The following is a 13,353-nucleotide window of genomic DNA, read 5'->3' as shown; positions in this document are numbered from 1 at the left end:
CCCAAAAAAACAATCCTACCGAAGTAGGATTGTTCATCAATTTAATGATTATTTAGCAGAAAACTTAGCGTAATCATCGCTAACCCATTGGTTGCCACCAAGGTTGTAATAAGTAGTACCCTTGATTGTAATCTTCTTGAATACTTTCCAAGCAGTACCATGAGCTAATTTCTTAGCTTTGCCGTTAGCATCGCGAACGATCTTGCCATCTTTGTAGCTATCCCATACTTGGATACCATAGCCAGGGACGTAGTTAATTTGAACAACGCCGGAAACTTTGACTTCTGTAGGAACTTCTTCAGCATCACCGACATTAATCGTACGGCTAACACTCAAAGTCAAATCCCCTGTAACTACTGCACCATTTTCACCAGAAGTAATTGCTGGAACAGTTCCTTCAGAGACTACGGAGAAGCCATCACCAAAAGCAGCATAAACATCGCCAGCCGCGCGTAACTTCACGCCATTAACTGAAATGTTACTTAAGGCAAAATCCTTACCATCAACCTTCTTAGTTAAAGAAGTAGCAGGAACGACAATTTTATATGTCTGCTTTGCAGAGCCATTTTTAACGAATTTATTCGAATCTGAATCATAAACCACATCGCTTGCTGAATTGTTTGCAACTACAGGCTTGCCATGAATCATACCGGCGAGACTAACACTTGCACCTTGATCAGTTGTAACCTTAAGATCAGCCAAAACACCTTCAAATGTTTTGAACGAAGAAGCGGTAGCACCAACAGTTGATTTCAATGGTGAAGTGAAGGTTGCATCGGCGCCCTTGACGCCAACTACATCAGCTGATTTAGCATAGTTTAAAGTTAAGGTAGCTGCTTTAACATTGTCTTCAGCGTTAGTATTCAAATTTGTCTTGGTAGCTTGTAAAACAAACGTAAGTGAGCCTTTTTTATTAGTAAATAAATCACGGATTGCTTCGTCGCTAGTCAAACCTGACTTAACAGCCTTCAAAGTAAAGTTGTAGCCTGCTAAGTTTGCACCATCCGTGAATGTCCAGCTTGACTTTGCAAAACGGCTTAAAATTGGGTTGCTTGCAAATTTATCAGCATCAAACTTTTCAGGTAATTCCTTTGCTGCAGCAATGATTGAGTCTTCGTTATCAGTTGAAAGTGTATCAGCATTTTGACTGAACCCATTCAGATATTCTGTCAAGCTCTTCAATGCATCATCATCAGAAACTGCTGCTGAAACAACTGATACATTGCTTGCTGCAGAAAGTGCTGGTGCAGCAACTGGTGCTACTAATAGTAAAGCTGCGGCGCAAAGGCCGACATAACGTAACTTAGAATTTTTCTTCATTACTTATTCCCTCCAAGAGACAATCTTATTATTAATTAACAAAGCTAATTGTAGCATTTAGTAATTGCTCGTGCAACCCTTTTATCGCTTAAAAGTGATTAAAGTTGCATTTTTTTAGCCAAAGAAAGCCGCAAACCGAACTATTTCACCATTTAGCGACCGGTCAAGATAATCTAAATGAGAAATAGCCGAATTCCGTGGCACGAGCTTGTGGCAAACTAATGCTTACCTGTATCATAGAACTTTTTTGGATAAAATGATAGTTCTTTTTTGGTTTTTTTATCCATTGGTGCTGGGAATTCGCGGCATTTCATGTGATTTATACGACTAATGTTGGTGAAAGTGTGGACGGGCGTAGATGAAAGTTTGATAATGACAAGGTTTGACCGTTTCGATGCTGGAAGTGCTTTATACAGATTCCTATTCAGAAGAAGTTGACTAGTATGCCCAGTTAATCATTGGCTTTCAGCGCGGCGATCATATCAATCGCCTTTAAATGGCGGTGGGTCACAAACATGACGATGATCGTAAAGAGAATGGTCATGGTGATCGCCACGGCGTAACCGAGGAAACTGATTGTTAAGGGGAAGACCACTTGGCTGGTGGCGGCTTGGTGCAAGATGAAGAGCGTCAGGAGATTACCGAAGCCTAAGCCCAAGATGATGCCCAGGATCGTCAAGATCAGGTTCTCGCGGACGATGTACATGGTGACTTCCCGGTCGTAGAAGCCCAGGACTTTGATCGTGGACAATTCGCGGATCCGTTCGGAGACGTTGATGTTGGTTAGGTTGTATAAGACGATGAAGGTCAAGAGTCCGGACAGGAGGATGAAGATCACCACGATCAGTTGTAACATTTGCGTTTGGCGGTCAGCGGCGGCTTGTTGGGTGGACAGGTAGCTGACGTTGACGACTTGCTTGGTGGCCAGCAGTTGTTAGGCCAAGTCTTGTTCTTGGGCGCTGGTGGCCGACTTGGTCCGGACCAGCCAGGTGTTGATCTGGTCCCGGTCGGCGGCGACTTGGTGCAAGTAGCCGCGGCTGAAGTAAATGAAATGGCCAGCGTAATTGGTGGTCACGCCGCGCAATTTCGCTTGGAAGCGGACGCCATCGCTGGCTTGGACGGTGAACTGATCGCCTACCGTCAGTTCCAGGAGTTGGGCGGTTTTGGCGCTGAGGATGACGCCATTCTTGTCGGGTAAGGGGCCGGTCAATGCCATGTAACGCTGGAACTTGGCTGGTTGGGCGGCGGCGTATAAGGTGACGGCGTCGACTTGCTGACCAGCGGCGCGCAAATTGACTTGTTCAGCGTGGACCGGGAGCTTGCTTTGGTAGCGGCTGTCGGCGGCCAGGACTTGGGCGGCTTTGGGCGCGCTGGTTTTGGTAGTGGTGACGACGGCTTGGTAGTGGATGATCTCGCTGAATTGGCGCTCACTGGAGGCGGCAATGGAATCGCGAATACCGAAGCCGGCCAGGATCAGTCCGGTGCCGCCGGCGATGCCTAAGATGCCCATCCACATCCGGGATTTGAAGCGGAAGAGGTTGCGGTAGCTGACTTTGCGGTTGAAGCTGAGGTGTCGCCAGAGAGGTTTGATTTTCTCCAGGAGGATCTCTTTACCGGCTTTCGGCGCTCGTGGTAACAACAGCGCGGCTGGGCGTTCCCGCAATTCGCGGCTAATGGCGATCCCGACGGCGCCTAACGTGGCGAAGGCTGCCAACAAGGAGGCGATGGCAATCGTGCTGGGGATGTACAGAACACCGTGGTCGGGTAAGCTGAATTGATTCTGCATCATTTTGAAGATGATTCGCGGCAGGGTCTCGGTGCCAATGATCACCCCAGCCACGCTCCCGCACAAAGCGGCCAACAGCGCGTAGGTCAAGTAGCCGCGGCCGATTTCCCGGCGGGTGTAGCCCAGCGCCTTCATGGTGCCGATCTGCAGGCGGTCTTCTTCGATCATCCGGGTCATGGTGGTGAAGGTGACCAGGATGGCGATCAGGAAGAAGATCAGGGGGAAGACGTTGGCGATGGCTTGGATGCGCTCGGCTAATTCGCCGTAACTGCTGTAACCAGGGAGAGCTTGGCGGTCATTGAAATAATACTGGGTGTTGATCTGCGCCTTGGCTTGCTGGCGGGCTTGCTGGAGCTTGGTGGCCGCCGCGGTCAATTGTTGGGCTTGGGCCGGTCAATTGATCCTGTTGGGTCTTGAGGGCCGCTTGTTGGGCGGCCAAGGTGGCTTGTTGACTGGCGCTCAGTTGGTCACTGGCGGTCAATTGTTGGTCCAGTTGTTGCTGCTGGGCGGTCAGTTGGGCTTGGGCGCTGGTGACTTGTTGCTGACTGGTGGTGATTTGGTCCTGCTGTTTGGCTAGTTTCGTCTTGATCGGAGCGAATAAGGCCGCGTTGCGTTGCGCCGCCCGCCCTTTGAAGATTTTTTTGAGCCGTTTGGTGGCTTGGGCGCTTTTGTCTTGATAGGTGTCTTGGAAGGGATTCAGCTTGGTCAGGGCCGCCACTTGCAAGTAGAGGACGCTGTAGACCTTGTTGCTGAAATTCTGCGCGGTGACGCAAGCGAAATAGTCCACGGTCCCGGCGCCGATGGTGGTGGTGCCTCGGGCGGTGCGGTCAATGAACAGCGGTGACCGAGCGAACCCGACGATGCGAAACTGCTGACGGGCCAAGCCGCTGGTCTGCTGGAACTTGTAGGTCTGGCCCAGCCGATAGCCCGCTCGCTGGGCCTGCTCGTCCAGAATGATCTCATTGGCTTTGGTGGGCCGGCGACCGGCCAAGACTTGGAGCTGATTCAAGTCTTGGGGCAGGCTCATTAAATGGACCGTGCGATGATTACTGGCGGTCAGCGCGTCGACGGACTTGCCCGCCTCGACTTTAGCGCCGGTGAGTTTTTCCGCCAATTTAACGTCGGTTTCGGTCAGACCGGTGGTGGAAATGATTTGCAGATCGCTGGCCTGTTTATTGGTGAAATACGTTTGGGCGTTGTTGTAGAGCACGGGGCCGCTGGATTTGATGCCCACATACAGGAGCACCCCTAACATCATGATCAGAATGATCGCGACGAAGCGGCCCCAGTTGGTTTGGATGCGGCGCTTCAGCAATTGGCGCTGCAAACGGCGCTGGCTGGTCGGCATGGTTTTCTTCCCCATTTGGCTCACCATTCGATCGCCGTGATCGGCGTGGGCGTGGGATTGGTGGTGATTTCCCGGACTTTGGCGTCGTTGATTTTGATCACCCGGTCAGCCATGGGCGCCAGCGCCGCGTTATGGGTGATGATCACCACGGTTTGCCCTTGTTGATGGCTGACGTCTTGCAACAACTGCAACACCTGTTTCCCGGTTTGATAATCCAACGCCCCTGTCGGCTCATCGGCCAAGAGTAACTTGGGATTCTTCGCTAACGCCCGGGCGATTGCCACCCGCTGTTGCTCTCCACCAGAAAGTTGCGCCGGGAAATTGTCCAAGCGCTGGCCCAAGCCGACATTTTCCAACACCGTGCTGGGATCCAAGGCGTCCGGCGCCACCGCCGTCGCCAACTCCACATTCTCCAACGCCGTCAGATTCGGAATCAAGTTATAAAATTGGAACACAAAGCCCACGTCCGTGCGGCGATAGCTGGTCAGCTGGCGGTCGCTGTAACTGGCAATGTCAGCGCCATCGATCAGCACTTGGCCGGAAGTCGGTTTGTCCATGCCGCCGAGAATGTTCAAGACGGTGGATTTGCCTGCGCCACTGGGGCCGAGGATCACCGCCAGCTCGCCCTTTTTGATGGTGAAGTTCAATTTGTCGTTGGCGGTGATGGTGGTGCTGCCCATTTGGTACTGCTTGGTTTCGTCGACCACTTGAATGTAATCTGTCATCTTAACTACCTCGTCTCTGGATTTGCGGATCGCGGTCCACACAACTCAATTATAGTCTAACTGCGGCGGAATTGTGAACGCTTGCTTCACGAAAAAGTATTTGAGCGATTGTGAGGTACACTGCACTTTGTTGTTAAAAGTAGGTTGGCCGCAGCTTGCGCTGCGAAATTCGGGGTGAGCTCGCTGTGGGCGCTGTTTTGAGCCAATCCGCAAAGTGCGCGGCTTGTCTCAAAATCAGGCCTTGGTCTAAGTGGCAAAGCCACTAAGACCAATTTCACGGCGATCTCACCCCGAATTTCTCCGCTCCAGCCGCTCAACGTTTTAACAGGCGTTTGAGCACTCACGCCGACGGGTAAGCTGTCGTCAAGTGATGGAGAGCCACGCAATTGACGGTCGTGGTTAGTGGTCGCCAGTTTTAAATTGGTGACTCCGGGACAGTTTGGCTGATGAACTTCAGCTAGTTTTTGGGTGGGAATTGGCCGAAATCGATTGGCTTCCACTCAAGAATTGTCTAGGGAGTATGTAAGGATGTTCGGTCGGCGCAAACTGGGCTATCTCAAATTGGGCGATTTTAGCGTCGGCGCCAAACTCGGATTCTGACTGGCGCATGCATCGCCGGCCTTGATTGGTGGCTCAATATATTCTCTAGATGACACGAGAACAATTGCTCGAGTATCTGGAAATAGCTGGACTAGACAAGATTCGTCTGGCAACAGAGCTTGGCAGATCAAGGTTTCTGGTTATTTTCGGATGGGAATTGTTGTGAGAACCTTCTATTTAAAATTAGTCCATGGACACTATTTCGGCAGTTGGCTGGTGCTTGCTTGGTGGCGGCTACTTTTCCCGGGGGGCTGGGTTGGGTGCGGGCATGGCAAAACCACACCGGGTTCAGGCGGTGTGGTCGAGGTGAAGCTTATTGGGTCAAGCGGCGGTGCCAGTGGCGGCGACCGATCAACCCTGCCAGGCTCAATAAGATGAGGCCCGCCAGTGTCAGTCGTTTGTGGCTGGACTCGTTGGCTTGGGGCAGCTTGTTGTTGGTCGCGGTCTTGGTGGTGCCAATGGTACCCAGTTGTGTGGTGCTCCAGGTCGCGCCGTCAGCGTTTGGTAGGTCGGTTTGGGGCAGGATCGGTCGGATGCTGGCGGCTTTCGTCAATTCCAGCGGATCGTCTGTGGGCGCCGTTGGATTTTCCGGATCAGCTGGGTTATTGGGATTGTCCGGGTCACTGGGTCCATCCGGCGTTGTTGGGATTTCTTCTTCATCTTCCGGGTCAGGATCCGTCACCGGTGGGTTGATTTTGCCGATGGTAACGGTCTGGCCAGCGTCAGCTCGGTCATGATGCCGCGCGACGACCCAGCCGTTCTTCTTCAGGGTTTGGTAGACGACAACTCGGCGGCCTTGGATTTTCGTCGCGTCAAATGTGAACGTCATGGTCACTAGGGAGGTGGGCCCGTCTGGAACAAAACTTTTCCCAGCGGTCACTGGGGCGCCGTCAATTTCGAGGGGTTGTCCTGTCTCTGCCTCAAACAGTTGGCCTTCAAGGGTGTACGATTCGCCGACGTTCAGGTTGGTCAGCGTAATTTCATCAATGATCTGGGCGGCGATCGTGGGCGCAATGATTTTGGAACCATTAACCGCGGTGGCCATGGTGCTGAGGCTGGGACGTGGTTGAGTCGTCCAGGTAAATGTCGTCGCGGCACTGAGATTTTTGTCAGGAATGTTGTCTCCCAGAACGATCGATGGTTGCTGATTGTTTGGATTAGGGGCGGCGTAGCGAACGAAGGTGTGGTGATTCTCCAGTGCGGCGCGGGCCTCGATGTTGACCGTCCGTCCGTGAAGATGGTCCGGCACGCTGATGGTAAAGGTGGCGCCCAGCGGCAGGGTCACCGTTTGCTGATGGGCCAATGAATATACCGTTTCCCCCTGGGTCAAAATCGCGCCTGGGATCGCATTATCGAGCTGAATATCCGCCAGCTGAATGTCCGCCGTCCCCGCCAGCCCCGCCGGATTGGTGACCAACTGATAAGTCGCGGCGATGCGCCCATTCTGGGTGGTTTGTCCGACCGATGCCAATGACAGACCCAATCCAGCACCAATCGCCACCTCCAGCTGGGACCTGAATTTTTCAACGGCTTGATTGATTTGCGGCACAAGTTCGAATGCCTGCTTAGCCTCCGGTTGAACGATTTCCTGCACCAGCCATTGGGTGACCACATAAGCATCGAGATTGGTCAAATTCGCGACCGCCGAACCCTTGATGACCTTGGACCCGATCTCTTGGTAGCCCAACAATAAAACAAGTTCTAACGCCTGCTTCTCCGTATCCGTTAATGTCTCAGCCGGACTCGCCGGGCCAATCGGTGTGTTCAGCGCATAATTCAAGCAGTAAGCCAGATTGCCCAGCTTTAGATCCTCAATTCCAGCGCTGGTTTTTGAAGCGCGAAATTTCTGGCCTTGAACCGAATTAGGCCCGTTTTCAGCCGCTGTAATGCCACTGATGATTCCAAATGGTTGCGAAATTTTCGTAATGGTATTCTCGCCCAGCGGAATGCCGTCTAGCCAACTGGCGCCACCAGTATAGCCAATGCCGCCCAAATACCTAACGTCATCTGCCGCCCGTGCTGTCGCTGGACGTCCCAGCGCCAACGCCGCAATGACCACCGCCAAATAAATAAGTGCTCGCTTCAGTTTCTTCATGGTCGTACCCCTTTCGCGATCGTCCATCGCTCCATATTGTGGTCGTGCCGTTAAGTTCCAGACCCCCTTTCCCGATTTCCGAAAAATCGATCAGTTCACTTCCAGCACCGCCGTTTCTCACCAGTGAAGCAGCGGCGAAACAACGGTGAAACAACGGCCGGCCTGGGTAACACAAAGAGGACCAGATAATTATGCTCTTTCCGTCAGAAACACCGTCTCCTTGTGCCTTACAGAGATTTCCATCTCATGTCAAGAACTTATCACATCACTATTATTGAATGGAATAAATACGCTTGTGATTATCGAATATCGCCATTTGCGTCCCGATTCATTGAAACGATTAGTGGGAAAAAGTTGACGATTCGAGCGTGTAAATCCATTAAATCCTGATCAAATGCTAAAAACTCGATAGGAGCCTCCGTTGCTCTATCTTGAATTCGGCCTGCAGTGACGACCGGCCAGACACGGTAAAAGCCCAAACTAAAAAACACCCAAAAAAGTTTGAGTGTTTTCCGTCGGGATTGCGTATTTAGTTAAGTCAGGCTCTTGGGGCCAACTTGAAAATCAATCGCGCCGTTTGCGGGTAACGATCACCGCCACTGCCGCGACGCCAGCCAAAGCCACGCCCGCCGCGCTCAACCAAGCCGCCAACACATGATGCCGCTCGCCAGTTTGCGGCAAAGTCGTCTTGGTTGTTACTCCGGTCGCCGGGAGAATTGGCTTAACCGCCGTTGTCGGGCCTGTCGGGTTTGTTGGGTCGGTTGTCCCGGTTACTGGGTCGGTTGTCGGCTGCTCCTGATTGCCGCCAGTTTCGCCACCCGTGATCGGCAACGTCGGCCGCTCTGGATCCGTCGGTGTGGTCGGATTGGTGGTGTCTGGATCGGTTGGATTTGGATCAGTTGGGTTGGTGGTATCTGGGTCGGTTGGATTCGTTGGATTTGTTGGATCAGTCGGGGCTGGAGATGCGTTCTTCTTATATGTGAACGTGATTTCGGTGTCGGTGCCGAAAATGACAGTTTTCATGTTGTCGCTCTTAACGGTGTAACCGTTAATTTTCGGTGCTTCAATATCGGTCTTTGTACCAATAACGTCTGATTGAGTTTCAGTGCCAATTTCTTTTCCATTCTCATCTACACTTTTGACGGTGATACTGGCTTGTTTCAGTGTGTACTTCAAGGTCACCGATGTTTGCCCATCTGTCAAAGGCAAGACCAACGTCCCATCAGTTCCAAGGGTGTAGTCCTTGGACAGTTCATAATTGCCGATTCCCGCTAAGTTAGTCGCAGGAATCGTGACCGAGGTCGCGCCGGGATCGACTTCAACTGTTGCCGGTGTACCGATTGGTGAGCCCATCTGGGGCTTGATAGTTGATGGTGATGGTGGTTGTTTCTGGGGCCGCGTTGTCGAATTCATCAAGGTCATCGAGGAGCGCGGTGATCAGATCTGTTTGGAAGTCGTAATGGTCGAGAACGCCCTTAGGGTAGCCCCAAGACATCGTGCTTACACCCAAGGCTGCTTTATACTTGTCGCCTTCAGTATTAGCTAAGTCGACAGCCGCTTGTAGCCTCAGTCCTGCATCAGTCGTCGCCGCCGCTGGATTTGCTTTTAAAACTCCCCTAGCTATTTCCTGCAATTTTGGAATTTGCTGATGGTATTCTGGAAGAATTAATAGTATATAGCTACTAAGTGAACTTTGGCAAGTATAGATAGTTATCTGACTGTTATCACCATTAAATTCCTCCCATTTTCCTTTGCTACTACCAGATGACCTAAAGAAACTCAACATCAGTGCCTCTTCCTGTGTTGAGTATGGAGCAAAGTCCCATTCGGAGACTTGATTTTTTGTATACCTTGCATTTACACGATTAATTAACGCAGCAACCCGGTCGCTCGTTTTAGTCGCATCCTCAAAGATAACTCTGGCCTCTTCTTTCGTTGTGTTTTTATAGAGTGGCAACACAGCCGCCTGCACTGTCTCTATCTGCGACCCTGCACCAAGTTCTGGCACCACGACCACGGCCCCCGCCGCTAAACTGATTGCCAGCAAAATCGTGCCGGCTTGCGTAAATTTGTTTGTTGCTTTTTTCATAGTTGAATCCCCCAAGATTATTTCCAATAATTTTCGTTGCTGTGGAGCTGGTTTAAGTATATTTTCCTTGTCGTTGACTATGTTGTTGAACGCCTAAAGCCTACCACGTTTGCGATTGCCACGGTGATTTTACCGTCAGTCTTTCACGAAAAAACGTTGCGCGCCGCTGGTGCAAATCGCTAACCGAAAGTCAGCGAAACCGCTATACTGAACGAAAGGAGGTTTTTGCCAATGTCAATTTATGATTTCGATGTGACGCTTGAAGATGGAACGACCTATTCTCTGGATCGCTACCGTGGCCAAGTGTTGGTGATCGTCAATACGGCGACCAAGTGTGGCTATACGCCGCAGTTTGGTCCTTTAGAAGAGTTGTACAAGAAGTATCATGATCAGGGTTTGACGGTGTTAGGTTTTCCTTCCAATCAGTTCAAGCAGGAGCTGAAGTCCAGTGCGGACGCGGCCCAGGCTTGTCGAACGACTTACGGGGTAACTTTCCCGATGCATCAGATTGGCCAGGTCAATGGTAAGGAGGCGCAACCGCTGTTCCACTACTTGACCAAGGAAAGTGGCGCTGATTTCGAAGGTCGGATCCGTTGGAACTTTACCAAGTTTCTGATCGGTCGCGATGGCAATGTGGTCCAACGGTTTGACACGCGGATCAAGCCAGAAGAAATGGTGCCGGCAATCGAGGCGGCCTTAGCAGTCAAGGCTTGATTGTGTAAGGTGATCGCGCACAGCCGCGCATGTTCGGCGAAGGTAGCCCTTGTTTGGGGCTATTTTTTTCTGCCCGCAACTTGTTCTGCTGGAAAAGACTGAGATTGAAAGTAGATTGCCCGCAGCTTGCGCTGCGCGTGGCGTTGGTGGTTGGCAGGTGTGGTGGGGCTCCAGGTCGGATAAACAGACCACCAACGCCACGCTCCGCTCCAGCCGCTCAACGTTATCACAGTCGTTTGAGCACTCACGCCGCCTGACAAGCTATGGCCAATTGATGAGGAGTCACGCAATTTACGACCCTGACCAGTGGTCACCAGCTTTAAATTGGTGACGCCAGTACAGTCTGACTGATGAACTGGGGCAAAATCTTGACGAATCAACTGAATCCGTTGGTGTCGCTGCACCACTCTAAAAATGGGCATTTCTTTGACCTCTCGCTTGCAAAAGAACTTCGCTAAATATCCATCTTCGATTGCTGATTGGCTCAATTCTGCCTAGCAACCGGCTGGGACTGCGCGGCTCAGTGGTGAAATTGTCCTTGGCGGCTTTGCCGCTTAGGACAAGGCTCGATTTGAAGACAATTCCCGCTTTTGGAATTGGCTTCAAACGACGCCCACCACGTTCCAGTCCGCAACAGCAGTCCCAGCCGGTTGCGCTCACGCGCAACACCCACCACACCCGCAATCCAGCGAAAAACTATTTTTCACCGTTTTTTTGACGAAAGAGTCGGGAAATAAAAAAAGGCCACATTCAAGTCGCGAAACGCGCTTGTCTGCAGCCAACGCAACTCAGATCACCGGGGGGCGGTACTTAAGTTGCCTCGGGGGACATGACTGGTGGAAACGAAGCGATTCGCTGGGAACCGCAAGAAATCGGGCGTAACAACAAATAAGCGAGTCGACCCGTCAAACTTATCATGACTCTGCGACCCGCTCAGCTAGGGCGAGCTTCTTAAACTAAAAACTTGAAAACAAACGCAAATCATCAACGCGATCTTAAGAATCGCCCGCTCGTTTGCTCCGATTCAACTAACTATTGAAATTTGAAATTCACTGGAAACTGACGCGAAACCCGCCAAAAAGCACCTAACAAAGTCAGATGATCATTGACCACACGAAATAATCGTCGTGCTTTCAGTAGTTAGTTCGATCGGAGCAAACACCGATTTGTCTGATATGGCAACATCCTTTCATCATGCTCTGAATTGAAGTCGCTCCCGGTGGCACCGGCCGACGCTCACAAGTCAGCATCGTACTTCCCCCGCGCTTGTGATCAGAACGCGCCAACCCCCATTGACGTGACGACCGCATCCCCCGAATTGGTCATCTGGTTCTCGATCGGCACGGTGCCACCGAACAGATGATTCGCTGCCTAAGCAACTGAATGTTGAAGCGCTCCGCAAAATGCTTCGTTTGAAAATATTCCTGAGACTGGTGATTCCCCACGAACAACCAGCCTCACCGCTAATGAATTTGATGCCGCTCGCGAAACTGTGAATTGACGCGAATTATGCAACGTTGTTTACTTGACGATTCGTTGGCGCGGACACACTTGTTACTTCCCCCGTAACTTTGAAGTCTGTTCCGCTAACGCAACTAACCATCTCGGCATCGAAAGTCCCGCTCGCTGAAGATTCCCCCGAATTATTCAGACAAGTTGCGACGTTCCCCAAAACGTCAACTCTCGATTCCCCGCAGCCGATGTCACGCACTTAACGTTTCTCGCTAATGTCGCGAAATCATTAAAGCGTTTGATCTTAACCACAAATTGATTATATCATACTTTTTTCATAATTGGTTGCAATTTCTTCAATATTTTCGATGAAAATTTGCTGTCCGATAAATTATTCGTTATTAAGATTTATAGTTCATACATTATTCATTAATTATGATAATTATCGTCAAAAGCACGTTGATTGTCGCCGTGATCGTGTCATTCTATTGGTGATGCCAGTGATAGATCGGTGGGAACGAACCACTCGTTGTTAGGAACAATTTAGGTGCTCGTCATTCAGAGTTATGCCTCAATACCAGCATTTATGGTGTTGCGTTTTACCGTCAGTTCTTCAGCGAACCGAGCATTTCAAACGACGATGCTCGTGTTTCAAGCTCGGATCATCCAACCGATTAGTCGTTTATGATTTATTTGTGACTTTATCGTGTGCTATGCATGATTATATTCGATACATTCCATGAAAGCGCAATTTAGTTCTTGATTTCATTTTTGTAAGCGTCGGTTTCATAAATTGGTCTAGTTTCCGTTTCAGCCATCTTCATAACAATTATCAATAAATCTTCACACTTTTGCTGGCTGAACCTGCTGATTTTGCCAACGCGCCCACAAACTTACGCTCGCAGGTTAGGCGGCTTCATTGGCTTTTGCCGCGGCAGATCGGCGTCGGCCAGGAGTTACACGAAAAAAGCGCAAGCGCTTTAAACTAGGTTTTGTGCAATCTTTATTCATCTTTTATATAGAAATGGTCCGTTATTGGACGCCACTTCACCACTTGACCTGCCGACAAAAAAAGGGGTCTAGAATTTTTGGTGTTGAAAGATGATTTCACACCAGGAGTTCTAGACTTTTTTGATGACATAAAAAGGCATCTACGCCTCCTAGTGCTATACTTTAAGTGACTAAACCAAAGGTAAGCGAGGTAGGTATAGATGTCCCAAACTG

At 50.6% G+C, this 13,353-nt stretch carries 12 protein-coding genes; 1 reads left to right on the top strand and 11 read right to left on the bottom strand.

Going from position 1 to position 13,353, the window contains the following annotated elements:
• Nucleotides 1-48: 48 nt before the first annotated feature.
• The 9 genes from EKM94_RS11015 to EKM94_RS10975 all read right to left on the bottom strand — a co-directional run bounded on the left by EKM94_RS11015 (nt 49) and on the right by EKM94_RS10975 (nt 9,963).
• Nucleotides 49-1,320, bottom strand: a complete 1,272-nt coding sequence (locus EKM94_RS11015) for an SLAP domain-containing protein (protein WP_125601861.1) — start codon at nt 1,318-1,320, stop codon at nt 49-51.
• A 451-nt stretch (nt 1,321-1,771) separates the two neighbouring features.
• Nucleotides 1,772-2,176, bottom strand: a complete 405-nt coding sequence (locus tag EKM94_RS11010) for an FtsX-like permease family protein (protein ID WP_125601859.1) — start codon at nt 2,174-2,176, stop codon at nt 1,772-1,774.
• 78 nt (nt 2,177-2,254) lie between these two features.
• A complete protein-coding gene (locus EKM94_RS11005) occupies nt 2,255-3,481 on the bottom strand; it encodes an ABC transporter permease (RefSeq protein WP_125601856.1) in 1,227 nt (408 codons plus the stop codon).
• On the bottom strand, nt 3,402-4,469 hold the full coding sequence (locus tag EKM94_RS11000) for a hypothetical protein (protein WP_125601853.1): 1,068 nt from the start codon (nt 4,467-4,469) through the stop codon (nt 3,402-3,404). Before EKM94_RS11000 ends, EKM94_RS11005 begins: the two co-directional genes overlap by 80 nt.
• 5 nt (nt 4,470-4,474) lie before the next feature.
• Nucleotides 4,475-5,179 carry an ABC transporter ATP-binding protein gene (locus EKM94_RS10995; RefSeq protein WP_125601850.1) on the bottom strand — a complete coding sequence of 235 codons (705 nt, stop codon included), beginning with the start codon at nt 5,177-5,179 and terminating at the stop codon, nt 4,475-4,477.
• An 86-nt stretch (nt 5,180-5,265) separates the two neighbouring features.
• Nucleotides 5,266-5,679, bottom strand: coding sequence for a hypothetical protein (locus EKM94_RS10990; protein WP_125601847.1), 414 nt, complete (start codon nt 5,677-5,679; stop codon nt 5,266-5,268).
• Nucleotides 5,680-6,092: 413 nt separating this feature from the next.
• Nucleotides 6,093-7,874 carry a VaFE repeat-containing surface-anchored protein gene (locus EKM94_RS10985; RefSeq protein ID WP_125601844.1) on the bottom strand — a complete coding sequence of 594 codons (1,782 nt, stop codon included), beginning with the start codon at nt 7,872-7,874 and terminating at the stop codon, nt 6,093-6,095.
• Nucleotides 7,875-8,438: 564 nt separating this feature from the next.
• Entirely contained in the window at nt 8,439-9,227 is a 789-nt protein-coding gene (locus EKM94_RS12920) for a MucBP domain-containing protein (RefSeq protein WP_191987506.1), read from the bottom strand.
• Nucleotides 9,193-9,963, bottom strand: coding sequence for a hypothetical protein (locus EKM94_RS10975; RefSeq protein ID WP_125601841.1), 771 nt, complete (start codon nt 9,961-9,963; stop codon nt 9,193-9,195). The genes EKM94_RS12920 and EKM94_RS10975 overlap by 35 nt, the downstream gene beginning before the upstream one ends.
• Before the next feature lie 231 nt (nt 9,964-10,194).
• On the opposite strand from EKM94_RS10975, the gene EKM94_RS10970 reads away from it, so the two are divergent.
• Complete coding sequence (locus EKM94_RS10970) at nt 10,195-10,677, top strand: glutathione peroxidase (RefSeq protein ID WP_125601838.1); 483 nt, start codon at nt 10,195-10,197, stop codon at nt 10,675-10,677.
• A gap of 59 nt (nt 10,678-10,736) precedes the next feature.
• Here EKM94_RS10970 and EKM94_RS10965 read toward each other — a convergent pair whose 3' ends face one another.
• Both EKM94_RS10965 and EKM94_RS10960 read right to left on the bottom strand, forming a co-directional pair.
• A complete protein-coding gene (locus EKM94_RS10965) occupies nt 10,737-11,099 on the bottom strand; it encodes a hypothetical protein (RefSeq protein ID WP_125601835.1) in 363 nt (120 codons plus the stop codon).
• Nucleotides 11,086-11,283, bottom strand: a complete 198-nt coding sequence (locus EKM94_RS10960) for a hypothetical protein (protein ID WP_125601832.1) — start codon at nt 11,281-11,283, stop codon at nt 11,086-11,088. Before EKM94_RS10960 ends, EKM94_RS10965 begins: the two co-directional genes overlap by 14 nt.
• Between the last annotated feature and the right edge of the window lie 2,070 nt (nt 11,284-13,353).

The organism is Lapidilactobacillus achengensis (assembly GCF_003946655.1).
In the GTDB taxonomy this organism is placed as follows: domain Bacteria; phylum Bacillota; class Bacilli; order Lactobacillales; family Lactobacillaceae; genus Lapidilactobacillus; species Lapidilactobacillus achengensis.
This window is presented reverse-complemented; position numbering and strand designations above follow the sequence as displayed.